Origin of the sequence: Corynebacterium coyleae, from assembly GCF_030408635.1 — a bacterium.
Lineage (GTDB): Bacteria > Actinomycetota > Actinomycetes > Mycobacteriales > Mycobacteriaceae > Corynebacterium > Corynebacterium coyleae.
Window position 1 is genome coordinate 304,401 of sequence record NZ_CP047198.1, and the last position, 24,971, is coordinate 329,371.

The following is a 24,971-nucleotide window of genomic DNA, read 5'->3' on the forward strand; positions in this document are numbered from 1 at the left end:
CGCCCTAGTACGCCGGGATCATCGGGATTCGCTGCTTGTTGCGCAACCTCGTCGCCTGCATGCGCGCCGGCGACGTGCCGCGGTAGTGGGTGGTGGAGGGGGAGGTTGCGTACTTCGGATTACTAGACGGTTTTCGGGAGCGTTGCTTCTCGATCCTCACACCGCCGCATTGTGGCACGAATTACATGGTTGTGCTTTGTGAGTGGAAAGCGGGGGCGAAGCCGCAAGCTCAAGAATGTTTAGGACGTGCGATACCGTTCCGGTATGAGGGTGAAGCCGCCGTAACCGCGAGGTAAAAGCCCCCCTCTCATATGACGCTGATCTTACGGGAAGCTCGGAGGGGGTCTCGATTGATTTCAATATAACTAAAGTTGCGTAACTCAGGCAACGGAATGAGACGTAGGAGGGAGTAACGATGCACGCGGAGACTAACTCACCGCGGTCCGAGACCGCTTCCTGGTTCGCGGATAACCAAGCCAACTGGGATTCACGGGCCCACACCCACATGTTCAGCAACTACGGCGGTAAAGATGCGTTGATCGCGGACAAGGCAGCTATTAGCGATGTCCTCGCGGTGGACATTGACCGCTTCGGCGACCTCACCGGGAAGTCCGTGTGTCACCTGCAATGCCACGTGGGCACCGACACCATCGGATTTGCCCGCCGCGGAGCCTTCCGAGTCATCGGCGTGGATCTCTCTGCGGAGTCACTCAAATACGCCCGCGAATTCGCCGCCCAAGCCGACGCGGACGTGGAGTTTATCCAGAGCAACGTCTATGACGCTCGAGAAGCGGTCGACGGCGAATTCGATCTCGTCTACACCTCCGCAGGTGTGCTGTGCTGGCTTCCGCAGGTGCGTCGATGGGCGGAGGTCGTCGCAAAGCTGCTCGCTCCCGGCGGCATGTTTTTCATCCGCGACGACCACCCCATGTTCATGACAATCGGAGAGGACGTTTCCCAAGGTCTGCGCATTGAGCAGCCGTATTTTGAAATGCCTGATCCGCTCACCTGGGAGGACGAGGAAAGCTACGTCACCACTCCAGGAGCGCCAAAACTTGCTAGCCCACGCAACCATCAGTGGAACCACTCTCTCGGCGAAATTGTTACTGCGCTCATCGACGCGGGGCTGACCGTCACCGCTCTTGAGGAAACTCCGTACTCCGCGTGGTGCCCGTGGCCGGAGCTGATGGTCGAAGACTCCCGCGGTTTCATCCTCCGCGATAATCCCGAGCGCCTACCACTCCAATTCGCCATTACCGCAACAAAGCCCTAAGAGCCTTTGCCTATCGACGAACCTTCGGTGGGCAGGCAAACCCAAAAGGACACGGGAGGCGATAGTCGAGGTTCACCGAAGGGTTGTATCTAAAAACCATCTGCGATATTCTCGTGTCCACACTGCAGCCGTTGACCCTCCATAAATCAGGAGAGAGCCGAGGACTGCAGTTTTTCGTTATACTCAGCTCATAGCAAACCACTCAAGAGTGGACACCAACGTGAAGAGGCTTCCTCGGTATCTAGCTAGTGTTCTGTTGAGGAGGGGCCCTCGCCGGTGGTTTTGAGTATCAATAACCGTGCGTGCCCCAATACCCACCGAACAGTCCCAACCAACGCGGACTTTCCCACCTAGGAAAGCCGGTACACCTCGTAGTCGCCGGGAACGCCCGCTCCGGGAACATGCGCAAGTCCGAGCCTCACAGCTAGGCCAATCGACGCCTCATTCACAGGGTCGATGATGGCAACGATGGGGAACGTCGGGAAGCGCTCGCGGGCGCTCGCAATCGCGGCGGCTGCGGCTTCCTTGGCGTAGCCCTGGCCTTGCGATTCGGGTGCGAACCGGTAGTAGAGGTTCAGGACTTCTTCGTCGGCTTCCTCGCTGTGTCGTACCCCGGTAAAGCCGATGGTCGCGCGGTCGAGGGTGCGTACCGTGTAGTAGCCCAACTGCTGATCGGCCCAATTGTTCTGCCACGAGCGCGCAAGCTCGACAGCCTCATCGCGGGTCTTCATTGTCAGCTCGGGGCGGTGCTCGTAGGTGCGGGGATCTGAGTGAATCGCAAAGATGGCATCGATATCCGCATGTGTAGGCACCGACAACTCAAGCCGCGGGGTGTGCAGGGCAAACGCATCAGGCATGGTGAGTCCTTTCCTGCCGCTTGTTCCACAACCGCCACAAAGAGAACTCACCCGCGGCACTCAGTACCGGCAGGGTGGACAGGCGTACGGCGCGGCGCACCGGACGGTAGTCGCGGACGGCCCAGCCTTGGGCTTTCGCGTGGCGGCGCAGCGCACGGTCCGGATTGACGGCAACGGGGGAGCCGACCATCTCAAGCATGGGGAGGTCGTTGATGCTGTCGGAGTAGGCGGTGCACTGCTTGAGATCGTGTTGCTGCAGTAGGTCCTCAAGGAAGCGGCGGAGGTTTCCTTGAGAGACTGACCATTGTGCAAGGAATTCCCGCTGTTCTGACATGGCAATCGTGACTCTTTCGGTGGCGGTGTTAGCGTGAGCAATCATACAAGGGCGAGCGACGTAGGCACGATGAAGACGAGTTGCGATGAAGACGGTCGAGCTGATGGTGCGCTCCACGTGCGGTTCGTGCGAGCGGGTGGAGGCGCAGATCGCTCCGGTGGTGGAGAAGTGTGACACGGAGCTAGTGCTTGTCGACGTCGACCTGGACCCCGACAACGCCGCCCAATACGGCGATCGCGTGCCGGTTGTCGTCATTGATGAGGAGGAGTTTGCATGCTGGGAAGTAGACAACGCAGACCTTGAAGCCGAGCTCCTCTTTCCAACGCTGGGGGTTCTTTCGTTTTTATGTTGTTATGTTCGTTCCCGGTCCGTCGATGACGGGCGTAGCAGTGCACTCCGGGGGTGGGGCCGAGCTTCGCATCGACCCCTTCCCGTCGACCAACTCAGGTCAGCGCGGTGACGGTGCGGGCGACGCCGGAGTACGAAGGGATCCGCCAGATTGCAATAAGAAATCCAGCCCACACTCTGAGCTTGGCTCGGAGGCGGGCTGAACGATTGACATGAACCCTAGCATGAGCGAGGCTAGTTCCGCAGGCATGAAAACTCGTTTGTATCAATTTGATAGCTGTAGCTCCCCGGAGATGTTTGCTGGGCTCCTCCGCTAAGGTAAAAACTACGTAACTAGCGGGAGGTGAGTGATGACTGTTCGAATCGACATTGCAGCACCGACGTTGCGTTGGGCCCTACAGCGGACCGGCGTCACGGTTGAAGAACTTGCCCAAAAAAGCGATTTTCGGTTGGTCCGGCAATGGCTGGAAGGGGAGGTATCCCCGACGTTGCGTCAGGCCCAGCACTTGGCATCGCTTGCTTGTATCCCGTTTGGATACTTGCTTCTCGACGACCCCACGGATGACCAACCGGATTTTCCAGATTTCCGCACCGTAGACAGTAAGAAAGTAACCGAGTTCAGCCCGGAATTGAAGGAAACGATTTACGCCTGTGAGCGGCGTTTGGGTTGGTACGCCGAATTTGCTCGTGCAGAAGGCATTGAGCCCCCATGCTTCGGTGGCGAATGGACATTACGTGATAACCCGGACGATGCCGTGCGTGCATTACTTCCTCAGCTCGCCGATGCTGGATGGAAGCCAGGCAGGGCGGCTACTGGTCGAGAGAATGTGCTGGAATTAGCGGAGGCAATTGAGCACTGCGGTGTCTTGGTGATGCGAAACTCCGTACTTGGAAATAACAACCACCGCAAACTCGACATCGACGAGTTTCGTGCTTTCACACTGCTCGATGGTGCTTACCCCTTGATCTTCATCAACGGCAGTGATTACAAAGTTGGGCAGTACTTTAGCCTTGCTCACGAGCTAGGCCACGTGCTACTCGCTGCAGAAGGGCTCACTGGAGCCATGAACGATCATCACGATGTAGAGCGATGGTGTAACAGGTTTGCAGCTGCCCTGCTTCTGCCGCAGCATGCGTTGTTGCAGGAATGGGACAGAAATCCCGATCTGAAACACATCACTGAATGGGCATACGATGCGTACCGGGTAAGCGCGGATACGACACTGTGGTCCCTTGTGGGGCAGCGCCGCCTTGGCAAACCACAAGTGCAGGAATTCCTTCGGCAACGTCCCTCGACCCCTACGCCTCCGATTGTTAGTGGAGGCGGTGACTTCTTCGTCACGTTGAAGTCTCGGCTGGGTGGCCGGTTCTTGGACACAGTAACCGGCGAATATGCAGATGGCGCAATTTCTCAAGAGGAAGCTTCGCGCCAACTGGGCATTGCAAAGACTGCGACGCTGAAGAATGCGGTTACTCGTATGCAGGAGGTCGCATAGGTGTACCTCATCGATACGAATATCGTGATCGGTGCGTTCAATCACCGTCCGCGAGACATTTTTGAATCGTACGACGAGTCCGAAGACATGGTTGTTGAAGACCTTGAGTTCGGCGACCGCAAGTTCAAGATCGACTAGGCCGATTACTTTAACTTCAAGATTCCGCTGGTATCTTCCGTCCAGTCTGCTCTGGACGTGAAGCCGGGGGCAGTCAGCGAGGCAGTGGAAGGCATGTCCGAGCAGGTCGATACCTACATCGGCAAGCTCATGAAGGACGGAGTGAAGAACTCCAACAAGGTGGGCACCCTCCCGCTCGACATTGAGAAGAAGGACGCGTACAAGACGCTGGTGGCGCTGCGTAAGAAACTCAACGCCACTTCGGTTCCGAAGACTGACCGTTTCGTGATGGTTGGCCCCGAGATGGAATCGGCGTTGCTGTACGACGAGCGCCTGGACAAGGCAGTGAACAACAGCAATCTCTTGAACGGTGAGATTGGTCGCCTGCTCGGGTTCCGCATCATTTCCGCGCCGACGGTGCCGACGGTGGCGGGCCGTGAGGTGTCATTGTGGGCCACCCGATGGCTACCGCGTTCGGCTACCAGATCACGGAGGTGGCGGAATCGTCCATGCTGCCGTTCCGTTTCACCCGTGCGATTACGGGCCTCCAGGTGTACGGCGGTTCCGTGTTCCGCCCGGAGGTGCTGGCGACGGCTGAACAGGATGTGGTGGAGCCGACCACGGCGGGTGCTACCGAGTAGACGCTAGCCCGTAGCAGGCAGCGAAGGGGGTCAGGGTGTGTGCCTTGGCTCCCTTTACCCATACCTGGATGAAGGGCACACCATGAATAATCCGTATCAGGAAGAACTACTTAACCGTCTCCGTGACCATGAGAACGCGAGGGGTGAACGTGAACTGACCCGGCTTATCAACTGGGCTACATCCGCTGTGTTGAAGTACACAGCTGTGCGGACGCTCACTAAGACGATGATTGAGAAGTGGGTCAGAGTTAAGGCAGCAGGGTGTGTTCGATGCCGTCTAGGATCACATCGATGACGAGGTCGTAGTATTCCTCGGACATCGCTTCTTCTTCATCAGGGTGTGAGAGAGGCTCCAGGTAAGAGTTGACAATACTGGTCAGTCCAACAGATTGAGCCATCATAGGCTCAAGCCTGACAAGCATTTCGTGCAGGTTGTGGCGAGGCTGGATTTGATTGGATGCGCGCAGGTTTCTCGCTCCGATCGTGTGGATGATCGAGTTCGCGATAATTGTGTAGGCCACAGGCGAATTGTCACCAAACCCAGCTTCTTGTAGTTTGGCCCAGGCTCCATCGATCATCGGCAAAAACTGTTCGGTGAACTTGCCCCGCGCGAACCTGTCGGTAATCCCCGGATATGCTAACAATGCGGGGCGTAGATTGTGAGCCATAGCTCGAAACCAGGCTTTCCATTCAAGGTCCGGGTCGGGAACTTCAATCCCGACACATACCCGGTCTACAACAGCATCACAAATGGCTTCCTTGTTTGGAAAATAATGATAAATCACTGAGGGAACCACGCCCAGTTCACGGGCAATGTCCCGTACTGACCATCCCTCAACGCCACTGATCGCGCTTAACTGTACAGCTTGTTTGACAATCAGCTCGCGTGATAGCCCAGCCCTTCGCCCCGTTAGCACAGTGTTCATAAGGTGACCCTAACTTATTACTTGACCCTTACTAGAACACCATTCTACAATATCCCTAAGTGAAACAGTGTTCTAGTAATGGAGTGTAGTGATGCCCGCCCCTCGTAGTAATAAGCCGACACAGAGCTCTATTGATCCAGGAGCGCAAGCGAACCTGGTAGTGGGAATCGTTTTTCTCGCCTTTATGGGGCAAATGATTCTCAATCCGATCATCGCGCCACTGTCACGACAGATGGGATTGCGGGAATGGCATATTGGCGCCACTATCTCTTTGGCAGCGATTGTACTAGCGAGCTTGAGTGCTTATTGGGGGCGAGCTTCCCAACGTGTCGGCGCTAAACGTGTACTCGCGGCCGGGCTTGTGATCGCGATCATCGCTTTGAGCGCCTTCGGTATTGTCTCCTACCTGGGGATGAACCAGGTAGTTGGCGGTGTCGGACTAGTTTTTGGTGTTGTGATCACTCGTGGTTTGCTCTATGGTGGAGGGATTTCAGCGATCGCCCCGACCGCGCAAGCCCACCTGGTCACGCATGCTGCCAGCGAGAACGGGCGGGTAAAAGCACTGGGCATGATTGGAGCGGCTCAAGGGATGGCCTCCATTGTTGGAGGTGTTACTGGAGGTGTGTTAGCCGCTGCTGGTGGCCTGCTCTTGCCCTTGGTGGTCATGCCCGTTGTGATGGTGATTGGTCTGGTTGTTCTCTTGGTGAGTTTCGCACCTCAAAGCCGAGGGCAACTTTTTGCAAAGCCTCAACGGATTCGCTTCACTGATCCGCGTGTAGCTCCCTGGCTAGCAACTGGTCTGGTGATGTTTCTTGTGTTTTCTTCTGTTGCTACGATTTTTGGATTCACTGTCCAAGACCGCTTCGCCCTGTCGGCAACTGCGACCGCAGGTATTTCCGCGATTTACCTGACCATCATGGGCGTGACCATGATCATTGCCCAAGCGGTGATTGCTCCAAAGACAGGGTGGGGAGCAGCGAAGCTTTTACGTACTGGTCTGGCCATTACACTAGTTGCAACTGTGCTCATTTGGCCTACCTCCTCGCACGCTTTACTGGTTGTCGGGTGTATCGTGCTGGGGGTAGGTATGGGACTGGCGATGCCCGGGTACAACACTGGCCCAACCTTGAAGATGAGTGTAGATGAGCAAGGCGCAGTGGCTGGCATCATCAACGCTAATAATGGGTTGGCGTACGCGATTGCCCCGCTGGCTTCGACCGCCCTTTACGGGTGGAACCCGCTGGCACCCTTCGCCGTCTGTATCGCCTTGATTGCAGTGGTCGTCATCTACGCCCACACCGCACCCGCACTACGCCAATAACTATGAGCGTGCCTGAAGTAGCCGTTCCATCACGTTATCCGCAGGAGTCGGCCCCGAGTAGTCCACCAGCGAGTTGGCTTTGACGACATCGAAAATCTCGTACCAGAGCGTATTCGCCTGCTTGCTAAACGACTGAGACATGGCCACGAATGGGGACGCGATAGCTGTTAGGACCACGGATTTAATAACACTGTGGTGAGTATCCAGTAACGCCCGAGTGAGTATCGGGTAACACTCGGGCGTTGACTATGAGCCGCTACTGCGTATTGGCTTCGAGGCGCATGTTTGGTCCTTCGAGTGTGATGATCTCAGCGCCAACGACAAGCCGATTCAGTATCGACTCGGCGATGACAGCATCCGGGATGGACTTGTGCCACTCATCGGGTGTGAACTGGGAGGTGACAATGGTTGATCCCCGGTGTTCACGCTCAGCAAGAATGTTGAGCAGCTGGTGTGCTGTGGCAGCATCAATCGGCGTTGTTAAGAAGTCATCAAGCACGAGTACGTCTGCCAGGTGTAAGTCTTGAAGAAACTCCATGCGTGCTGTGTCATCATGGCGTAGCACCATTAGCTGGTTGGCCAGGGTGTCTGTGCGGAAGAAACGGGCAGAGTAGTCGTTTCTGCACGCAGCGGTAAGGAGTGCTTGGGCCAGGTATGTTTTGCCGACGGATGATTTGCCGAGGATGACAATGCTTTGCGCTTTTTGACACCATTGGCAGTGAGCGAGTCTGGTGATTTGCTCTTTGTTGAGGTTGCGGCCGGGTGCGTAGGTGATGTCTTCGATACACGCATCGAGATTTGGCGATCGGGATGCTTTGAGTAATTTGTTGACTCGTCGTTCACGCTTGGCCGCGACTTCTTTATCGAGCGCGTAGAGCACTTTGTCAGAAAAGCTCCACGAGTCGAAGATGGGATCTGCTGCAATATCAATCACGGTTCGGCCAAAAGCCGTCATACGTAGATCGGTAAAGACAGGCAGGATCGATTCATCAAGAAAGCGCGCTGATGCTGATGCTGGTTGTGGCTGTGTCATGACTGTAGGGGTCCTTTCTTCGTGAGGTTTTCCATACTGAACTGGGCAGACCCACCCAGATATGCGCCGCGGGTATCGCGTGCGTGTTCCACCGGTGGTGTTTCAGGCGCTGTTGTGGCTGGCAAATCATGGCCTGTCGGGCGGGTTGATTGGTCTTTGCGCACCGCGGCCATCATGTTTTTCACCGCGGTATACGACACAGCTCTCCTGGTGCCATCAGGTGCGATCAGGCGTGCACAGGCTTGTTCCAGGGTCAAGTCCCGTGTAGTGGTGTAGCCGTTTGTGCTTTCGGCTCGGTATGAAGTTCAGGGTTTTGTTAGGCGGTTAGCTGGTGATGTTCGCCATGTTCACCTCCAGTTTGGTGCATGAGGTGTTTGGTGTGTTCGAGTGCGGATAGTGACATGTAGCGTTTTTGCTGGATCCAATCGTCGTGCTGCTCGGCAAGCACCGCGCCGACAAGCCGGATGATGGATTCACGGTTCGGGAAGATGCCCACAACGTCGGTGCGCCGGCGGATCTCCCGGTTTAACCGTTCGGTGGGGTTGTTGGACCAGACTTTCTTCCAGACTGGTTTCGGTGCTGCGGTAAACGCCAGCACCTCATCGAGTGATTCCTCCAAGTACGCCGCTACCTGGGGGAACTTTGGTTCTAACAGGTCGACGACTTCGCGGGCTTGTCGCCAGGTGGATTGGGCGTCGGGTTGTTGGAAGATTGTCTGGAACATCGCTTAAGACCATCGGCCACTGGGTTTTCGGGACTTTTTCGTAGAGGTTTTTCGCGAAGTGGGTGCGACAGCGCTGCCAGGATGCATCGGGCAGCACTTCGGAAATGGCGTGCTGGATGCCTTCGTGGGCATCACTGGTGATAAGGAAGACGCCGCGAAGTCCGCGGGCTTTTAAGTCCTGGAAGAAGCCCTTCCACGACGCGTTGGATTCCGCGGTGGCGACGTGCATACCGAGCATTTCGCGGTAGCCGTCAGCGTTGACCCCAGTGGCAAGCAGTACGGAGCATTTGACCACCCGGCCGCCTTCGCGCACTTTGATTGTCAACGCGTCGCAGGACAGGTAGGCGTACCCGCCGGGGTCCAGGGGGCGATTTCTGAAGTCTGCGACCATTTCGTCGAGTTCTTCCGACATGCGCGAGACTTGGGATTTCGACATGTTGGAAATGCCAAGGGTTGCCACCAGATCGTTCATTCGGCGGGTGGAGACTCCTTTGAGATAGCACGTCGCGATCACGGTCGATAAGGCTCGTTCTGCTCGTGAGCGTCGCTCGAGCAGCCAGTCCGGAAAGAACGCTCCGTGGCGCAGCTTCGGCACTGCTACGTCGATCGTGCCGACACGGGTGTCAAGGTCGCGGTGGCGATACCCGTTGCGGTGGTTGACCCGCTCGGTGGAGGCGACGCCGTATTCGGCGCCGCAGACGGTGTCGGCCTGGGCGGAGAGGATTTGGTTGATAAACCCTTGCAGCATCTGGCGCATCAAATCCGGAGAGGCTTGAGCGAGCAGATCATCCAGATAGGTTGTTGGGTCGATAGAATGCGGATCAGCGGTCATCGTCATGTTCCTTTCGGTGAGATGTGGTAGTTGAGTCGAAAGGTTACTGACGATGGCCGCCCCTGCATTTTCCAGGGCCCACCATCAGCAAGCGTTACACCACACTAAGGGACGCAACCTCGTAGGACAGTGTGCGCTTGCTGCGGCCATCGCTGAATCGCTCATCGAACCATCCCGGTGGAAGCTGACGGAACGTCTCTAAACTCAGTGACTCCTCAGCGATGATCTTCTTTGCGCGGGATACTTCTCGTCGTGAACACCCCAATGCATGTGTGACCTGTGCGTAGCTAGCACCTGTTGCGACCGTGTATCTGGTAGCAGTGGCGTGACTTTCCGGTAGCGCTTCAGTGAGTATCGGGTAGCAGCACAGTATTGCGCCTTGTCACGGTCGCGGAACGTAACCTCAGCGCATTCCTCGAACTTCTAGTAGGGATGCAAGAGACAGCCCCTGACCAATACCTCCGTTCTGGTGTGGGGCTATTGGTGTGATTCTCTGTCTACGGGGTGTTGGATTGTTGTTCGGAATATTTCGACACACTGAAGGTCGACGGCGCAAATCACGGTAGCAAAGTGCGCTACCGGATACTCACTCAGGCGCTACCAGATACTCACCACACCGCTACCATTTTCTTCTTCTTAACAAGCACCGTCAAGGCACATCGCGACGATTTGTTTGAAGTTGGCCACAAAGACCGGCTCCTTCCAAGTAGAAGTTGACGCGGCACCATCGAAGTACGGTGCCGCCAACATCAACTATGAAAGAAACCCCCTCGCAGTACCGGGTACGCGGAACACCGGTACCAACTACGCGGACTCGCGGTACCAACTACCCCAAATCGACACCAGCAACGTTCTACCGCTTCCAGGCCCGTGGTTTCGGGCCCACCCCTGCCGAGCTGGATGAGGCTTACACCGCGCACCGGCTCTTTGAGCTGTGGCAGGCCAATCGGCGGGTCTACGGGCGACGAAAACTATGGAAAGCCGCCCACCGGGCAGGCTGGAACATCGGCCGTGACCAGGTGCAACGCCTCATGAATATCCTTGGAATCGCGGGTGTACTCCGGCGCAAGACCACACGCACCACCGTTGCTGATCCCTCCGCCGAGCGTTTCCCGGATCGTATTCAACGGGCCTGGTCGCAGGCTCCGCGATCCACCACTGATCGGCGGATAGAGGCCGGACGGGCTGAGCAGAGGCACGTTTGGTTTATTGGTGATGTGATTCCAGTAGGTATCTAGGCATTTTGTGTAGCGAGAGTTATTTTGAGTCCCAGGGCTTTCATGATTTTCGTGATAGCCGCAAAGGACGGGTTACCGTCTTTTGATAGTGACTTGTAGAGGGATTCACGGTTGAGTTGAGTCTCTTTAGCGAGCTGGCTCATGCCGTGTGCCCTTGCAATGTCACGCAAAACCACCTGAACGGTTTTCGTATCGCCGTCTTCGAGTGCGATAGCCAGGTAATCGTTCACTGCTTCTTGGCTATCGAGATATTTGCTTGCATCGAACGCTGAAAATGTTACTTCCTTCACGACTGTTCCTCCCTTACCTGTTGTGCGAGCTTTTGAGCTGTTCGAATATCTTTATCCTGGCTGGATTTATCTCCTCCGGCCAGCAGGAAAACCGTTATTGCGCCTAGTCGGGTGTAGTACACCCGATAGCCGGGCCCGAAATGAAATCTCATCTCGCTAACCTTCTCGCCAACGGGTTTGATGTCTCCAATCATTCTTCCGTGTGCTTCGCATCGGGCTATTGCATACAAAATGCGTCGCTGAGCATGTTTGTCTTTTAGCTCACCTAACCAGGCGTCAAACAAGCTGCTGGAAATGATCTCCACACGCCCAAGTGTAGCCTAAAAGCTACATGGCTCAAGTGGGGAATACGCCTCTCATGGCTGACTCCTCTTTCGGTTTGAAGATTGGTGATGACGCCAGGAAAGCGTCTAAAGACGCTAAAGACGCATGCAGACTTGAGGGTGCGGTTGATGAGTTGAGGTCGAGGTGGATGACACGTCCGCTATGGCCCGGATCTTCGGTGAGGTGTTCAAGGTCAACCTGGCGGCTGAGGGGCCACCGCACCGCTTTTCGATCATCCGCGATGAAGCCACGCTCTCGAGCCTCAACTGGCAATGAACCGAACGGCGTTATTCTCGCAGCCCCTCCACGATCCGTACCGTCTCCACCGCAACCCGGGTCACCTTGCCAATCAGATCCACGATGTAGCGCGGGTTGCCAACCTCATCGGCCCAATCGTTCGGGTCGTTGACAATCCCAGACGCCTTGTCCTTCTTCACCTGGTAGCGATCAATCAGCCACGCCAACGCGGAACGCGACCCCAGCATGTACTCATCAGCCTCAGCCGGGATACCCGCGATGGTGACCCGCTTGTTGTAAATCAACTTGGTCACGTCGTTGACGTTCTTGTCGGTCTCTGGGTCCTTCTTACGTGCCCACTTCATCTTCAACACACGCCAGGTCTCCGGGTCGGACTCGTCGCCCTTGACCGCGATATCCAGCGGGTACGGCTGCACATCCTCGTACCCGACGTGCAGGTCCATCAGTTCCTTGCCGGAACGCGCCAACTTGTCGAACTCTTCACGCGAACCCGGCGTTTCAATGTGCGGCAGCATCTTCTTCAAATCCGCCGCATACGCCTCCCGATAGTTCGGATCGTGCAGCTTGCCGTAAACGAAGTGGAAGATGTCGTCACCAGTGACATCGGCATCCAGCGCGTCGCGGTAGAGCGCCTTGATCTCGTCGGTGATGTTGTCCTTGCGCACATAACCCGCAACGACCTCGCCAACCTGCCCATAAATCGAGGACTCGCCTTCGCTTATCGACGCCCCCTCGCCGAACAACCCACCATCCGACGCCTCTACTGGCTCCCAGGTGAAACGTGAGAAGTACTGAGAAGTCGCGAGGGTGTGAAGATCAGGCATGATGTTTGTCGCCAGCGTTCCCAACGGCACGCTATCGCCTGGGCTGGTGGTGACGTACCCGATGTTGTGATGGTGCAGCGTCGGGAACATCGAAGGCAATTGATACTGTCTGTCGATCAATTCTTTCGCGAAATAATTCCGCTGTTTGAAAAACGGGCGGTACAACGATGTGAACACACGGTCCGTATCAACCGCGATCTCGGTTCCGCGGGCTAACTCCTGCCTCAGGTTGACATTCCATGAACCTCGCGTGCTATCCACCAATTCCGGGTGTTGTGTAAACAATGCGTCTACGCCCCGTTTGCTTTCCTCAAACCCTTCGTTTCGCAACAGGTCTTGCGCTTGGCGGTAGTTCGCAACGTGCGTCCCGATGTTTTCTACGAGTTGGGCGGTTGCAGAAGAATACGACCAAGCATCACGGCCAGTTTTTAACCCTGCGGAATAGGCGCCAAAGAACGTCGTGACGGTGTCCTTCTTCTCGCCAATAACCGGCCAGGTCGCAAACTCGTCGCTGCGCTGGTTCAACCAATCTCCATGCTGATTCGGCACAATTGACTGCCAATCAACATTCTCAATCGTCGACGTATTCACGATCGCAAGCTTTTCTTCCGCTGACAGATAGTCCCCAATGTCGCGGTAATGCAGAACGAATCCCGACTTGTTTGGATCTTTGACACAAATCGCTACTGAAATGGGCGTGCGTGAGCCGCCACCGAAGACGTTTCCGGCTTCTTTCTTACGTTCTTCTCCTGAGGTACGGGCATTTCCCCGTAGATTCAGCAAGTAGATGTCTGAATAATCTTCAGCGAGCGATAGGCGGACACCATCACCAGTGTTGGCATCCACCCAACCACCGTTCGACACAAACGCCACAACACCTTGATCCCCAATCCGGTCGGTGGCCCACCGGAACGCGCGCAGATATGAGTCGTACAGGGAGTTCTTATTCGTCGCCGTCGACTTCGCCGCGTACGTCTCCGCGATGCGTGCGTCCAGTGTTGGATACTTCAGGTTCGCGTTGTTATCGTTCGCGCTCGTCTGACCTACTGAGTACGGCGGGTTGCCCACGATGACATTGATCGGGGCCTTCTTCTGACGAACAATGCGCTCGTTGTTGTTCTTAAATACCGCCAGATCCAGGATGTCGCCGTCCTCGTGGATCTGGAAGGTATCGGCAAGCGCAATGCCCTCAAACGGCACATACTCCGGCTCCGGTAGGTCTTCGCGCTGCGCCGTCTCGGCTTGCAACGCGTTAAACGTCGTTTCGATATTCACCGCAGCCACGTAATACGCCAGCAGCATGATCTCGGTCGCGTGCAACTCATTGGCGTACTTGCGGGCCAGATCCTTCGGATCGATCAATCCGGACTGCAACAGGCGAACCATAAACGTGCCAGTGCCCGTAAACGGATCGCACAACTGGTCACGATGGATACAAGACCCCAGTGCGGAGCAGGGCCATCGAACAGCTTCGATACCGGCTATGAACTGGGATTTCCGGCTGCCGCGGACGTTTGGAGATTAGCCTGCTGTACCGCTGAGTATCTGGCACGTCACTACCCGGCTGGCGTCCGTAGAGGGGGTGAACCAGTCGGGATCTCGCGCGCAAGAATAGACGCGGGGTCTCGACAAATGATGCGGGTAGCACCTCAACCTGTAGACGATACCGCTTGCTATTCGTTCTTGCAGGTGGGCCGACGACCATCTGCACTCCTAGTCAACTACAAAGCTTTTAGCAAGTTGGGGGTCAAGTCCCTTGTAGTGGTGTAACGGTGTTTTCCTCTCGTTTGGGGTTTTAGCCTGCGAGTGCGGGCATGTCGGCATCGGTCGTGGTTGTGGGTGTGGTGATCAGGTTGAGGCGGCTCTTGGCTAGGACTTCCAGGCCGAGGTAGCGGCGGCCTTCTGCCCATTCATCGGTTTGCTCGGCCAGGACGGCGCCGACGAGCCGGACAATTGCTTCCCGGTTTGGGAAGATCCCAATCGCATCGGTGCGGCGCCGGATCTCGCGGTTCAGCCGTTCGGTGGGGTTGTTCGACCAGATCTGCTGCCAGACCTCGGTCGGGAAGCTGGTGAACGCGAGAATGTCAGCGCGGGCGGCATCGAGGTGGTCTGCGACGTCGGGGAGTTTCTCGGCGGTGTAGTCCAGTAGCCGGTCGAACTGGGCGTGAACAGCATCGGCGTCAGGCTGGTCATAGACGGAGTGGAGCATGGCCTTGACCGCCGGCCACAAGCTCTTGGGAGTGATGCTCATCAGGTTCGCGGCGTAGTGAGTGCGGCAACGCTGCCAGACGGCACCGGGCAGGTTCGCCGCGATCGCTTCCACGATGCCTTGGTGGGCGTCGGAGGTGACCAGCCGGACCCCGGACAGTCCTCGGGCGACCGGATCGGCGAAAAACTTGTTCCAGGCCGGGCCGGTCTCGCTCGTGGCGACCCGCATCCCTAAGACTTCGCGATGCCCGTCGGCGTTGACCCCGGTCGCGAGCATGACGACCGCGTTGACCAAACGACTTCCCTCGCGAGCTTTCATCGTCAACGCGTCGGCGGTCACGAACGTGAACGGCCCAGCATCGCCTAGTGGGCGGTGTCGAAACCCGGCGACGTGCTCGTCCAACTCGGCGGCCATGCGAGAGACCTGGGACTTCGATAGCCGGTCGATTCCCAACGTCTTGACCAACTTGTCCATCCGGCGAGTACTGACTCCAGCGAGATAGCAGTCGGCAACAACAGTGATCAATGCGGACTCGGCGCGCTTGCGACGCTCCAGCAGCCACTCAGGGAAATAGGTGCCCTGGCGTAGTTTCGGGACCGCGATGTCCAAGGTCCCAACACGGGTATCGAGAGGCCGGTGGCGGTAGCCGTTGCGCTGGGCCCGTCGGTCAGGATCTGGGCGGCTGTACTCGGCACCTGCAACCGCACGCAAACGACGGTTTGGTGGGCGCAAACACCTGGTTCGACCTAGTTTTAGCAAACTTTTTGACTGCAAAACTGTCTAAGGGCTACTGCCGTCGATCATTCGCGCTCAAAGCAAACGCAGCCCGGAATATCTCCATGCCGCGTAGGCAAAAAGTTGACCCAACTAGCCGGTTGCGAGTTTTTTAATTGAATAATTAGGTTCACCTAAGCTAATTCAGGTAGTATTTTGTTGTGTCAAAGAATCCTTCCATTCCGCAAAGTGATCGCTCTACAAAAACCGCCGCCGGGCATTGGGTGCTGGCGCGCGCCGGGAAACGGGTCTTGCGTCCCGGTGGCCTGAAGCTCACCACGCGCATGCTGGATAAAGCAGATATTTCCGGCCGCGAAGTGGTGGAATTCGCCCCAGGTTTGGGGCGAACAGCGAAACTCATAGTCGACCGCGGCGTTTCCTCATATGTAGGAGTCGACCAAGATCCCGATGCCGTCGCAAACGTGCAAGACGTCGTCACCCCGCATGGCGGAAAGGTTATTAACGCGCAAGCCCAGAACACCGGCCTGCCAGACGCCTCGGCTGACGTAGTGATTGGCGAAGCCATGCTGACGATGCAGGGCGAAAAGGGCAAGGACGAGATCGTGGCCGAAGCGTTTCGGCTGCTCGCTCCAGGCGGCTGCTACGCGATCCACGAGCTTGGGCTCACCCCTAACGATATTGACGCCCAGCTTGCCGACAACTTGCGTAAGCAGTTGGCCCAGACGATTCGCGTCAACGCCCGCCCGCTAACAGAAAACGAATGGTGCAAGGTGCTTGAAAACGCTGGCTTTACCATCGAATGGGTTGGTTTCGAGCCGATGGCGTTGCTATCGCCGCGACGCAATCTAGCCGACGAAGGGCTGCTCGGGGTAGCGCGCATTATCAAGAATGTTCTCCGCGACAAGGATCTACGCCAGCGTATTTTGACCATGCGCGCCACGTTCAACGAATACAAAGATCAGCTCACCGGAATCGCGGTCGTTGCCCGCAAACCCAAGACGCAAGAAGACTGAAGAAAGAACACCAGAAATGAGTGACCCCAAACCCCTCCCGACGGCCATGCTCGGCTTCATAGACAACCTCGCCGACCGCATCGAATACGCAGAAAATTCCACCGTCTCAAAGACGCTTATGCAGGCAGAAGGCATTAACGTCGTGCTGTTCTCTTTCGACAAGGACGAGGAGCTCTCGGAACACACCGCGGCCATGCCCGTAATAGTGCAAGCCCTAGAAGGCGAACTAGAAATCACCGGCGACGGCAAGACCGTCATATTGAAGCCAGGAGGCCTGGTTCACTTCACGACGAGACTCCCCCACGCGGTAAAAGCCCTGACCAGGGCAAAAATGGTGCTCTACATGCTCAAGTAGAGCGGATGGCAGTTCGGGGGCACAGTCTCTCGCGCCCGTCCCTAAACCTATTCACGCGGTTTTCTCACGACTAGTAGGTTCAGAACCTACTAGTCGTGAGAAAAACTTATATTCCCATCTAAGTGCTCAGCATCTCGTTAGGTCTTACTTCCTAATGGAACCGAAGCCCCAGTTTCCGATAGAGATCGAACGGGCCGAAGTAACTCACGTTCATGGCATCACAGGCATCCGGAATCTTAATCTTCCTCTTCGAGTTGGGCGCCGGTTGCTCTGAAGTAACTACAAGACACTTTCTGCTATGGGTTGCGTCCCTTAGTGTGGTGTAACGCTTGCTGATGGTGGGCCCCGGAAATAGTGGGGCGGCCATCGTCAGTAATCTTCGACTCAACTACCACATCTCACCGAAAGGCACGTAACGATGACCGCTGCACCGCATTCTATCGACCCGACAACCTATCTGGATGATCTGCTGGTGGGGTGTCATGATTCCGGTGGACGGTGAAACCCACCGATCTGGAAGGATTGAATCATGCCACGTAAGTATTCGGATCAGTTTCGTCAGCAGTGCATTGATGAGGTGTTGATGTTCGGCAAGACTCGTGGTGCCGTGGCCCAGGAGTACGGGGTGTCGTCCTCGTCGTTGGGACGCTGGGTGGCCAAAGCCGAAGGCACCTTGGGCACTGGTTCCGGCAGCCACATGCGCGCTGCTGATGCCGCGTCGCAGGACCCGGCAGAGATGGCAAAGCGGATCAAAGAGCTCGAGCGTGAAAACGAGTTTTTAAAAAAAGCGGCCGCCTTCTTCGCCACGGAGCACACCACGAGGACCTCTTCGCGGTAATTGCCCACTTCCACGAAGAAGGCAACCCCTGCCCCCGCTACCCAGTGTCAATGATGTGCCGTGTGTTGGAAGTATCCAGCTCCGGCTATTACGCCTGGCGCAAGCGTAGAGATACTCCGCCGGCCGGTGGCACACCGCGGGCGAAACGCGCGGCGATTACCGATCTGGTTATCGAGATCTTCAACGAGCACAACGGTTTTGCCGGGGCGCGCACTATCTACCGGCAGCTTCAGGCCCAAAACGTTGCAACCACGCTGTATGCGGTGCGAAAGATCATGGCTGACAACACGCTGCACACCAAGTACCGTCGCGCGTTTAAACGCACCACGATCCAAGACCCGCAGGCGAGCGCACGAGCTGATCTGCTTCGGCGCCGTTTCTACCCCGCGATGCCGACAACCTATCTGTGCGGCGACATCACCTACCTGCGCACCGCGCAGGGATGGATGTATCTGGCCGTCGTGATCGATCTGAGCACACGGATGGTTGTCGGGTGGCAGATCGCAGACCGGATGAGTGCGCAACTTGTCGTCGACGCGCTGACCATGGCGCACGCGGCCGGTTTCGTCGCGGGCAACGCGGTGTTTCACTCCGACCGCGGCTCGCAGTACACCTCGAAGCAGTTCGCGCAAACAGCCAAGAAACTCGATGTGCGTTTAAGCACCGGCGCGGTCGGTGTGTGCTGGGACAACGCGGTTGCGGAGTCGATGTTTTCCACGTTGAAGCTGCATCTGCTGTACGAAAAGAAGCAGTTCGCGTCGAAGTTCGACGCCCGCTACGAAGTCGGACACTGGATCGAGGCGTACTACAACCGCCGCCGCATCCACTCCACCACCGGGCTGATCCCCGCCGAAGCAATGCGCCAATTCAAAACCCGCTGCGCCGACACACACGCCGCCGCAGCCTAACCCCCACAACCAAACACAACGGGTTTACCCGTCCACAAAATTTGACACAGCCCAACCCACCTGCAACCACCGCCTGCAACCACCAGCAGTAGCGCTGTCGGCCAGGAGGCAGGGCGCGCAGGAGAGGTTGCGGGCATCGTCGACCAGACCGCCCGGACACTGCTGGAGGCCATGGACATCAAGGTCGTGCTCAACGACGGCACACTGGTGGGCAAACTCGCCCCGGGCATCAACCGCCAGCTGGCACGTATCAACTCCCACCACACGGTGCTCGCCACAGGAGGAGGCGTTTGATGCACGGTTTCACACTCGACAAAACTGTGCCCTCAACGTCGCTGGACCTCAGGCTCACCGGCCCGGTCGACCTACCGGTCGCCGAGCGGGTCACAGACGATATTGAGGTGGCAGGCAGGTCCGGGACGCTGACCCGCCTCGGCGGCTGGCACGACACGACGATCACGTTGCCGCTCGCCATCAAAGGCGACCTGGCCGCCTACCACAAGGCCACACTGGCGCTGACCCGGGCAACAACCATTGACCTGTCCCACCAGCCCGGGGCCTTCCACAAGATCAAACACGCCTCCATCAGCCCACTGCGCACGGACATGTCCTCGTGGGGATTCTTCGAGGCACACCTTGTATGCGAGCCGTTTAGCTACCTCGACTCGGGGCTGACCACCCACACGCTCACCGCCTCCGGGCAGATCACCAACCCTGGCCTGGTGGATGCGGCACCGATCATCACGATCAAGGGCACCGGGGCGTTGACGCTGACGATCAACGGAACTACCTACCGCGTCCAGTCACCTGCAGGGCAGATCACCCTGGACTCGGCCCGGCTTGTCGCGCACGTCGCGGGCCGGGTGCAAACCGACGCGGTCACTGGCACGTTCCCGATCCTCACCCCAGGGGTCAACCGGGTCACTTTGGGTAGTGGCATCTCCAAAGTCGAGATCACCGGGAACTGGCGAAACCCCTAACCTGGCCCATCACTTTGCTCTAAGTGCGCCCGTAGCCGTTTCTTTGGCTGCGGGCGAAACGTCTGTGAAAGGAACCCCACCGATGCTCACCGTGCATGCCCCGACTGCCACCACGTTCACCGCCACCGGCGAGGGTGTCCTCGACCCGGAACTCCTCGACGCCCGGGTTATGGAGGAGCTCGGCGGAGCCTACCAGCTGACCGTCACCTACCCAGCAGACGGGCCACTGGCATCACAGCTCGCAGTCGAGGCGATCATCGCAGCACCGGTGCCCGGCACCACCATCCGGCAAGGGTTTCGCATCCACGAGGTCACCACAACCCTGGATGGGCTACTCGAGATCACGGCCTTCCACCTGTTCTACGACCTGGCAGGCAACTTCATCGCCGACACCTTCGTGGTCAACAAAACCCCCAAGGCAGCCCTCGACCAGCTCCTTAGGTCTGCGAGCACGCCGCACCGGTTCACCGCGACCAGCTCCGATACGGCCACCAGGGCCTCTGCGCGCGTGGTGCGGATGAATCTCGCCGCCGCGATCATGGACCAGGCCTCGGATAACACGTTCGCCTCCCGGTGGGCCGGAGAGCTCACGCGCGATAACTGGCACATCCACCACGCCGCCACACGCGGCGCGGATCGTGGGGTCGTGATCCGGGATCGCAAGAACCTCACCGGCTACACCTCGACCATCGATCTGACGAGCGTGGTCACCCGGATCGTGCCGGTCGGGTTTGATGGGATCACCCTGCCCGAGCTCTACGTCGACTCGCCACACCTGAATGCCTACGCGATCCCGCATATCAAGGTGATGCGCTACCCGGACATCAAAGCGATCGCCGACGCAGATAACCCCCGCGAGGACGAAGTACCTCTGCCGCAAGCACACGCCCTTCTGCGTCAAGCCGCCAAGGCCGAGTACGCCACCAACCACGTTGATACCCCTGCCGCGAGCTACACCGTCTCCTTCGTCGACCTTGCCTCCACGAGCGAGTACGCCGACCTCGCCGAGCTGGAGACCGTCCTGCTGGGAGACACGGTGACGGTACAGCACGCCGACCTGGGCGTGTCCCTGTCAGCGCGGGTTGTCGGCTACGAGTACGACCCGCTCCGACAGACATATATTTCGGTGGAGCTCGGGTCGGTTGCAGGGAAGTTCACCCAGATCACCCGCCAGATCACCACCGCGCAGACGGCCGCCCAGATGGCCGCTGATCTCGCTGGCGTGGCGCTGGCATCAGCGGACGGGAAATCCACCAACCATTACGGGCCGAAACAGCCCGCTGCAGCCCGCCTCGGGGACACGTGGTTTAGGGACAATGGCGAGAGCATCGAGATCTGGATCTACCAAATCACCGACACCGGCGAGCCCGGCTGGGTTGCCCTTGCCACCGATCTCAACCATGCTCAGGTCAGCGCTGAGCTTGCCGAGGCCCGCGCCGAGGTCGAGGCTGCGAAAACCGCTGCTGACGATGCCCAAGCTGCCGCTGCCGCTGTCGCTGCTCGTCTCACCGAAGCCGAAGCCGAGATCAGTCAGGCACGCGAGGCAGCCAGCCAGGCCGAAGCCACAGCACGGGAAGCTGAGGCGGTAGCCGGAGAGGCTGGCATGAAGGTAGCCGGGCTTGAGAGCTCAGTCTCCCAAGCACAACACCGTGCCGATACGGCCTACGAGACGGCACGGCAGGTTCAAACCAGCAGCGAGGCCCGGTTCACTGAGCTGACGAACGCGGATAACAGCCTCGCCTCGTCACTTTCAATGATGGCCAGCGACCTGAACCTGCGCGTGCGCTCAAGCGAGATCATCTCCCAGATCAACATCTCACCCGAAATCATCTTGATTGACGGTAAACGCATACACATCACCGGCCAAACCAGTATCGATAACGCCACGATCACCACCGCAATGATCGCCAACGCGGCGATCACCGACGCCAAGATCGCCAACCTGTCGGCTGCCAAGATCACCACCGGCACACTCGCGGCTGCCAGGATCGCGGCCGGATCGATCACCAGTGACAAGCTCACGATCGCTGATGGGTTCATCAAGACGGCGATGATCGCTAACGCAGCGATCACGGACGCAAAGATCGGCTCGTTGTCGGCCTCGAAGATCACCACCGGCACCCTGTCTGCGGCGCGGATCGCGGCCGGGTCGATCACCAGCGACAAGCTCACGATCGCAACCGGCTTCATCCAAACCGGAATGATCGCGGATGCGGCAATCACCTCGGCGAAGATCGGTGCACTCGACGCAGGCAAAATCACCACCGGCGTGCTTAATGCCTCGCGTATCGGGGCGCGGTCGATCACAGCGGACAAACTCGCAACCAACGCCATCCAGGTAGGGCTTGCCGGGTGGACGAACTCCATTCGCATCAGCCCCACGCAGATCGCCTGGTACAACGGGGCCACATTGGAAGGGAACATCACCTCGTCGGGGATGCGGTTCTACTACGGTTCCCGTTTCATCGGATGGACCGGGCAGCAATCGAAAGCCGGTGCAGCGGACATCCGTGGTATCTCGAACTCGTTGGAATACACCGGCGACTACATCAGCTGGTCGTACAAAACGACGTCGACGAGCACCACGTACACGACCATGCTGACCCTGGATCCGAGGGGCAAGTTCTACGGCAAGTCGGGTATCCACCTCGGTGCCGCGCTACGCACTCACGGGCACGACTTCTACACCCAAGGCAACCGGATCATCATCCCGCAAGACTGCACCCTCACCGGGGTGGGCACCTACCCGGGCTGGGCAGGAAGCAGTGGCAGGTCCAAGGTCGTGTTCCACACCAACGACCTGTACGTGATCAGCGGCAACACCTTCTACAACATGACCAGCGTGTTCAACCGAGTCAAAGACCTCATGTCGCGGATGAACTCACTGATCTCACTGCTGAACCAAGGCTGGGTGAAAAACATCAACAGCGGCGCAAACGGCAACATCACCTGGAATTACTTCAGCAACACCGGGCTGTCGTCCATGTCGACCACGTTGAGCTAACCGAACAGAAAGGACCACCTATGCGTTTCCTCCTACCGGCACACCAGATCCGCCCCTCGATCGCGCTGCTTGACGACATGCCGTTGACAGGTGGCGCGTCCAGGGCACGCAGCAAACTCATCCGGCTTCTCGAACAGACCTATGCCAGCTTCGCCGAAGACGAATACGAGCTCGTGCGCGCCCACGCCGTGTGTGATGAGGACGGTCAACCCGTCATCGATAACGACGGGACCCTCACCCTGGCCGACCCGGATCACGCCACCGGGTTCCACGCCCAGCACCAGGCACTGCTGGCCCAGCGCGTCGAAGTCGAAGGCCCCACCTACGAGCATCACGGCCACGACGTCCTCAGCTTCCTCGACGCCTCGGAGATGGAACTCACTGGCAGCGCGGCAGCTGCCTACGACGCGCTCTACGACGCCATCACCGAATCCCTCGCCGGGGGTGAGTAGCACCCATGAGCACCCCAACCACCACACCCGTGACCGGTGAGGACGACGAGGAAGGGATCGTCGAGGTCATCGGCAGCGGCCCGAAAGCCCTCCACACTGTCTCGGCCACCCCAGCCACGGATCAACCGCCTGCCGCGCCCACCGAACACACCGGGACGATCGACCTGTACGAGCCGATCCTGGAGATCCTCACCAGCCCGGAACTCTAACGCCCAACTGCACTGCCAATAGGCCCACACCACTTCGGTGCGGGCCTTTGTCGTGTGCCCACAAACGGGAAGGAACCCACTTTCTATGTCGCTCAAAGCTATCTGGGCCACGATCCAAACCGGCCTGGCCGGGGTCGGGGCTGTCATCGGCGCGTTCCTCTGAGGCCTCGACGGCCTGGTGTACGCGCTCATCGCCTTCGTCGTATTCGACTACATCACCGGCGTGCTCGCCGCGATCGCCGAACGCCGCGTCTCCTCAGCCATCGGATTCCGGGGCATCTCCCGCAAGATCCTCATCTTCACCCTGATCGGACTTGCCCACCTGCTCGACGTGCACGTCATCGGAACACCCGGAGCACTACGCACCGCCACCGTCGTGTTCTACCTGTCCAACGAAGGCATCAGCCTGATCGAAAACGCCACCCGGCTCGGGCTGCCCGTACCAGCCCACATCCGCCGCGCCCTGGACCTGATCACCCGTGACGTAACAGGCAAACCCGACCTCGAACACCACCCCAACCAAACCACCACCTCAGCAGAAAAGGAGAACCTCTCATGAAGAACTGGGCCACCCTCGAAGCCGACGAAAACCGGCTGATGAACAAGCACTACAGTGCCGGGCGAAGCGGCCGGAAGATCAACAAGGTCATCATCCACCACAACGCAGGCAACCTCACCATCAAATCCATCTGGGACGTGTGGCAAACCCGCCAAGCATCCGCCCACTACCAGGTCGACTCCAACGGCCGGATCGGCCAGCTCGTGTGGGACCGCGACACCGCCTGGCACGCAGGCAACTGGGACGCCAACACCACCTCCATCGGCATCGAACACGCCGACATCTCAAGCAACCCGTGGCAGATCTCCGCCAAGTGCTTGGAGGAAGGCGCGCATCTGACCGCAGCCGTCTGCAAGTACTACGGCCTCGGCCGACCCCAGTGGGGAAAGAACGTGTTCGGCCATAAGCATTTTTCGCCAACCGAATGCCCAGCCTCACTCGCAGGTACACAGCACGCCGCATATATGGCGCGTGCCCAATACTGGTACGACCAGATGACCGGCAAGGCTCTCGCACCCAAGCCCTCCGCCAACATCGACGCCCTCGCCGACGCGGTCATCCGAGGCGAGTACGGCAACGGCAATGAGCGCAAGCGCCGCCTCGGGGCGAATTATGCGGCCGTCCAGAAGCGCGTCAACGAGAAACTCGCAGGCAAAACCCCGGCCAAGCCCTCCGTCAACATCGATGCGCTGGCAGACGCTGTGATTCGCGGCGAGTATGGCAATGGTGACGAACGTAAACGCCGCCTTGGTGCGAACTATGCCGCCGTCCAAGCACGTGTGAATCAGAAACTCGGCTACTAACCCCAACCAACGATCCGCTGACTACTAGGCCCCGCTGCTGCCTCGCTTCGAGGTGGTGGCGGGGCCATTT

The 24,971-nt window shown here is 58.2% G+C and carries 26 protein-coding genes and 5 pseudogenes; 19 read left to right on the forward strand and 12 right to left on the reverse strand.

Translation table 11 applies throughout. The features are described from left to right. Positions 1-4: 4 nt before the first annotated feature. Positions 5-160 (reverse strand): hypothetical protein, encoded by a 156-nt coding sequence (locus CCOY_RS01410; RefSeq protein ID WP_167594490.1) that lies wholly within the window; start codon positions 158-160, stop codon positions 5-7. 255 nt (positions 161-415) lie between these two features. On the opposite strand from CCOY_RS01410, the gene CCOY_RS01415 reads away from it, so the two are divergent. Further along, complete coding sequence (locus CCOY_RS01415) at positions 416-1,273, forward strand: class I SAM-dependent methyltransferase (RefSeq protein ID WP_092101358.1); 858 nt, start codon at positions 416-418, stop codon at positions 1,271-1,273. Between the two features lie 350 nt (positions 1,274-1,623). Here CCOY_RS01415 and CCOY_RS01420 read toward each other — a convergent pair whose 3' ends face one another. Beyond that, a complete protein-coding gene (locus tag CCOY_RS01420; protein ID WP_092101360.1) occupies positions 1,624-2,130 on the reverse strand; it encodes a GNAT family N-acetyltransferase in 507 nt (168 codons plus the stop codon). Next, positions 2,123-2,464 (reverse strand): HAD family hydrolase, encoded by a 342-nt coding sequence (locus CCOY_RS01425; protein WP_308313697.1) that lies wholly within the window; start codon positions 2,462-2,464, stop codon positions 2,123-2,125. The genes CCOY_RS01420 and CCOY_RS01425 overlap by 8 nt, the downstream gene beginning before the upstream one ends. Before the next feature lie 85 nt (positions 2,465-2,549). Between CCOY_RS01425 and CCOY_RS01430 the strand changes: the two are divergent. From CCOY_RS01430 to CCOY_RS01445, 4 genes and pseudogenes are all read left to right on the forward strand, one after another. Continuing rightward, positions 2,550-2,777, forward strand: a pseudogene (locus CCOY_RS01430) (glutaredoxin family protein); the annotation flags it as partial. Positions 2,778-3,162: 385 nt separating this feature from the next. Continuing rightward, positions 3,163-4,308, forward strand: coding sequence for an ImmA/IrrE family metallo-endopeptidase (locus tag CCOY_RS01435; RefSeq protein WP_092101362.1), 1,146 nt, complete (start codon positions 3,163-3,165; stop codon positions 4,306-4,308). Next, positions 4,309-4,446, forward strand: coding sequence for a type II toxin-antitoxin system VapC family toxin (locus tag CCOY_RS01440; RefSeq protein ID WP_141758925.1), 138 nt, complete (start codon positions 4,309-4,311; stop codon positions 4,444-4,446). A 440-nt stretch (positions 4,447-4,886) separates the two neighbouring features. Further along, positions 4,887-5,066, forward strand: coding sequence for a hypothetical protein (locus tag CCOY_RS01445; RefSeq protein WP_052205466.1), 180 nt, complete (start codon positions 4,887-4,889; stop codon positions 5,064-5,066). A gap of 248 nt (positions 5,067-5,314) precedes the next feature. On the opposite strand, the gene CCOY_RS01450 is transcribed toward CCOY_RS01445, so the two are convergent. Next, complete coding sequence (locus tag CCOY_RS01450) at positions 5,315-5,992, reverse strand: TetR/AcrR family transcriptional regulator (RefSeq protein WP_070462451.1); 678 nt, start codon at positions 5,990-5,992, stop codon at positions 5,315-5,317. A gap of 91 nt (positions 5,993-6,083) precedes the next feature. Between CCOY_RS01450 and CCOY_RS01455 the strand changes: the two genes are divergently transcribed. Continuing rightward, on the forward strand, positions 6,084-7,313 hold the full coding sequence (locus CCOY_RS01455; protein ID WP_092101364.1) for an MFS transporter: 1,230 nt from the start codon (positions 6,084-6,086) through the stop codon (positions 7,311-7,313). Here the strand turns inward: CCOY_RS01455 and CCOY_RS01460 are convergent, their stop codons facing one another. The 3 genes and pseudogenes from CCOY_RS01460 to CCOY_RS01470 all read right to left on the reverse strand — a co-directional run bounded on the left by CCOY_RS01460 (position 7,314) and on the right by CCOY_RS01470 (position 9,902). Continuing rightward, positions 7,314-7,454, reverse strand: a complete 141-nt coding sequence (locus tag CCOY_RS01460; RefSeq protein WP_232745367.1) for a hypothetical protein — start codon at positions 7,452-7,454, stop codon at positions 7,314-7,316. A 115-nt stretch (positions 7,455-7,569) separates the two neighbouring features. Beyond that, positions 7,570-8,346, reverse strand: coding sequence for an ATP-binding protein (locus CCOY_RS01465; protein WP_208856578.1), 777 nt, complete (start codon positions 8,344-8,346; stop codon positions 7,570-7,572). Between the two features lie 316 nt (positions 8,347-8,662). Next, a pseudogene (locus CCOY_RS01470) lies at positions 8,663-9,902 on the reverse strand (IS256 family transposase). Between the two features lie 932 nt (positions 9,903-10,834). On the opposite strand from CCOY_RS01470, the pseudogene CCOY_RS12180 reads away from it, so the two are divergent. Next, a pseudogene (locus CCOY_RS12180) lies at positions 10,835-11,032 on the forward strand (IS3 family transposase); the annotation flags it as partial. Positions 11,033-11,136: 104 nt separating this feature from the next. On the opposite strand, the gene CCOY_RS01480 reads toward CCOY_RS12180, so the two are convergent. Both CCOY_RS01480 and CCOY_RS01485 read right to left on the reverse strand, forming a co-directional pair. Continuing rightward, positions 11,137-11,430: an addiction module antidote protein gene (locus tag CCOY_RS01480; RefSeq protein WP_070362126.1), complete on the reverse strand. Its 294-nt coding sequence runs from the start codon at positions 11,428-11,430 to the stop codon at positions 11,137-11,139. Further along, a complete protein-coding gene (locus CCOY_RS01485) occupies positions 11,427-11,735 on the reverse strand; it encodes a type II toxin-antitoxin system RelE/ParE family toxin (RefSeq protein ID WP_070482101.1) in 309 nt (102 codons plus the stop codon). The genes CCOY_RS01480 and CCOY_RS01485 overlap by 4 nt, the downstream gene beginning before the upstream one ends. A 163-nt stretch (positions 11,736-11,898) precedes the next feature. On the opposite strand from CCOY_RS01485, the gene CCOY_RS01490 reads away from it, so the two are divergent. After that, positions 11,899-12,030, forward strand: coding sequence for a hypothetical protein (locus CCOY_RS01490; protein WP_256366010.1), 132 nt, complete (start codon positions 11,899-11,901; stop codon positions 12,028-12,030). Positions 12,031-12,041: 11 nt separating this feature from the next. Here the strand turns inward: CCOY_RS01490 and CCOY_RS01495 are convergent, their stop codons facing one another. Further along, positions 12,042-14,210, reverse strand: a complete 2,169-nt coding sequence (locus CCOY_RS01495; RefSeq protein ID WP_224213107.1) for a type ISP restriction/modification enzyme — start codon at positions 14,208-14,210, stop codon at positions 12,042-12,044. Between the two features lie 421 nt (positions 14,211-14,631). Then, positions 14,632-15,750, reverse strand: a pseudogene (locus tag CCOY_RS01500) (IS256 family transposase); the annotation flags it as partial. A gap of 230 nt (positions 15,751-15,980) precedes the next feature. Between CCOY_RS01500 and CCOY_RS01505 the strand changes: the two are divergent. Beyond that, entirely contained in the window at positions 15,981-16,793 is an 813-nt protein-coding gene (locus tag CCOY_RS01505; protein ID WP_062614292.1) for a class I SAM-dependent methyltransferase, read from the forward strand. 16 nt (positions 16,794-16,809) lie between these two features. Beyond that, the gene (locus CCOY_RS01510) at positions 16,810-17,148 is read left to right on the forward strand and encodes a cupin domain-containing protein (RefSeq protein ID WP_092101370.1); all 339 of its coding nucleotides are present in this window, start codon (positions 16,810-16,812) and stop codon (positions 17,146-17,148) included. A gap of 151 nt (positions 17,149-17,299) precedes the next feature. On the opposite strand, the gene CCOY_RS01515 is transcribed toward CCOY_RS01510, so the two are convergent. Beyond that, the gene (locus tag CCOY_RS01515; protein WP_082661262.1) at positions 17,300-17,515 is read right to left on the reverse strand and encodes a DUF4411 family protein; all 216 of its coding nucleotides are present in this window, start codon (positions 17,513-17,515) and stop codon (positions 17,300-17,302) included. Positions 17,516-17,731: 216 nt separating this feature from the next. Here CCOY_RS01515 and CCOY_RS01520 point away from each other — a divergent pair, with 216 nt between their 5' ends. The 9 genes and pseudogenes from CCOY_RS01520 (at position 17,732) to CCOY_RS01560 (ending at position 24,901) form a co-directional block, all read left to right on the forward strand. Next, positions 17,732-17,986, forward strand: coding sequence for a transposase (locus tag CCOY_RS01520; RefSeq protein WP_244268753.1), 255 nt, complete (start codon positions 17,732-17,734; stop codon positions 17,984-17,986). Continuing rightward, a pseudogene (locus CCOY_RS01525) lies at positions 17,980-18,894 on the forward strand (IS3 family transposase); the annotation flags it as partial. The gene CCOY_RS01520 and the pseudogene CCOY_RS01525, both read left to right, overlap by 7 nt. Positions 18,895-19,065: 171 nt before the next feature. Continuing rightward, a complete protein-coding gene (locus CCOY_RS01530; protein ID WP_280137895.1) occupies positions 19,066-19,188 on the forward strand; it encodes a hypothetical protein in 123 nt (40 codons plus the stop codon). Next, on the forward strand, positions 19,188-19,874 hold the full coding sequence (locus CCOY_RS01535) for a hypothetical protein (RefSeq protein WP_092101372.1): 687 nt from the start codon (positions 19,188-19,190) through the stop codon (positions 19,872-19,874). The genes CCOY_RS01530 and CCOY_RS01535 overlap by 1 nt, the downstream gene beginning before the upstream one ends. Positions 19,875-19,956: 82 nt before the next feature. After that, positions 19,957-22,878, forward strand: a complete 2,922-nt coding sequence (locus CCOY_RS01540; RefSeq protein ID WP_092101374.1) for a phage tail spike protein — start codon at positions 19,957-19,959, stop codon at positions 22,876-22,878. A 20-nt stretch (positions 22,879-22,898) separates the two neighbouring features. After that, entirely contained in the window at positions 22,899-23,330 is a 432-nt protein-coding gene (locus CCOY_RS01545) for a DUF1617 family protein (RefSeq protein ID WP_092101376.1), read from the forward strand. Positions 23,331-23,335: 5 nt separating this feature from the next. After that, positions 23,336-23,539, forward strand: a complete 204-nt coding sequence (locus CCOY_RS01550) for a hypothetical protein (protein ID WP_092101378.1) — start codon at positions 23,336-23,338, stop codon at positions 23,537-23,539. Positions 23,540-23,714: 175 nt separating this feature from the next. Next, positions 23,715-24,098: a phage holin family protein gene (locus CCOY_RS01555; RefSeq protein WP_425284124.1), complete on the forward strand. Its 384-nt coding sequence runs from the start codon at positions 23,715-23,717 to the stop codon at positions 24,096-24,098. After that, positions 24,095-24,901 (forward strand): N-acetylmuramoyl-L-alanine amidase, encoded by an 807-nt coding sequence (locus tag CCOY_RS01560; protein ID WP_092101380.1) that lies wholly within the window; start codon positions 24,095-24,097, stop codon positions 24,899-24,901. The genes CCOY_RS01555 and CCOY_RS01560 overlap by 4 nt, the downstream gene beginning before the upstream one ends. Positions 24,902-24,971 lie beyond the last annotated feature (70 nt).

What these genes read in the sequence shown, in the direction of transcription:
- CCOY_RS01415 (WP_092101358.1), top strand. Translation starts at nt 416, where the DNA reads ATGCACGCGGAGACTAACTCACCGCGGTCCGAGACCGCTTCCTGGTTC.
- CCOY_RS01420 (WP_092101360.1), bottom strand. Translation starts at nt 2,130, where the DNA reads ATGCCTGATGCGTTTGCCCTGCACACCCCGCGGCTTGAGTTGTCGGTG.
- CCOY_RS01425 (WP_308313697.1), bottom strand. Translation starts at nt 2,464, where the DNA reads ATGTCAGAACAGCGGGAATTCCTTGCACAATGGTCAGTCTCTCAAGGA.
- CCOY_RS01435 (WP_092101362.1), top strand. Translation starts at nt 3,163, where the DNA reads ATGACTGTTCGAATCGACATTGCAGCACCGACGTTGCGTTGGGCCCTA.
- CCOY_RS01445 (WP_052205466.1), top strand. Translation starts at nt 4,887, where the DNA reads ATGGCTACCGCGTTCGGCTACCAGATCACGGAGGTGGCGGAATCGTCC.
- CCOY_RS01450 (WP_070462451.1), bottom strand. Translation starts at nt 5,992, where the DNA reads ATGAACACTGTGCTAACGGGGCGAAGGGCTGGGCTATCACGCGAGCTG.
- CCOY_RS01455 (WP_092101364.1), top strand. Translation starts at nt 6,084, where the DNA reads ATGCCCGCCCCTCGTAGTAATAAGCCGACACAGAGCTCTATTGATCCA.
- CCOY_RS01460 (WP_232745367.1), bottom strand. Translation starts at nt 7,454, where the DNA reads ATGTCTCAGTCGTTTAGCAAGCAGGCGAATACGCTCTGGTACGAGATT.
- CCOY_RS01465 (WP_208856578.1), bottom strand. Translation starts at nt 8,346, where the DNA reads ATGACACAGCCACAACCAGCATCAGCATCAGCGCGCTTTCTTGATGAA.
- CCOY_RS01510 (WP_092101370.1), top strand. Translation starts at nt 16,810, where the DNA reads ATGAGTGACCCCAAACCCCTCCCGACGGCCATGCTCGGCTTCATAGAC.
- CCOY_RS01515 (WP_082661262.1), bottom strand. Translation starts at nt 17,515, where the DNA reads ATGGCCGCCCCACTATTTCCGGGGCCCACCATCAGCAAGCGTTACACC.
- CCOY_RS01520 (WP_244268753.1), top strand. Translation starts at nt 17,732, where the DNA reads ATGTTCGGCAAGACTCGTGGTGCCGTGGCCCAGGAGTACGGGGTGTCG.
- CCOY_RS01530 (WP_280137895.1), top strand. Translation starts at nt 19,066, where the DNA reads ATGGACATCAAGGTCGTGCTCAACGACGGCACACTGGTGGGCAAACTC.
- CCOY_RS01535 (WP_092101372.1), top strand. Translation starts at nt 19,188, where the DNA reads ATGCACGGTTTCACACTCGACAAAACTGTGCCCTCAACGTCGCTGGAC.
- CCOY_RS01540 (WP_092101374.1), top strand. Translation starts at nt 19,957, where the DNA reads ATGCTCACCGTGCATGCCCCGACTGCCACCACGTTCACCGCCACCGGC.
- CCOY_RS01545 (WP_092101376.1), top strand. Translation starts at nt 22,899, where the DNA reads ATGCGTTTCCTCCTACCGGCACACCAGATCCGCCCCTCGATCGCGCTG.
- CCOY_RS01550 (WP_092101378.1), top strand. Translation starts at nt 23,336, where the DNA reads ATGAGCACCCCAACCACCACACCCGTGACCGGTGAGGACGACGAGGAA.
- CCOY_RS01560 (WP_092101380.1), top strand. Translation starts at nt 24,095, where the DNA reads ATGAAGAACTGGGCCACCCTCGAAGCCGACGAAAACCGGCTGATGAAC.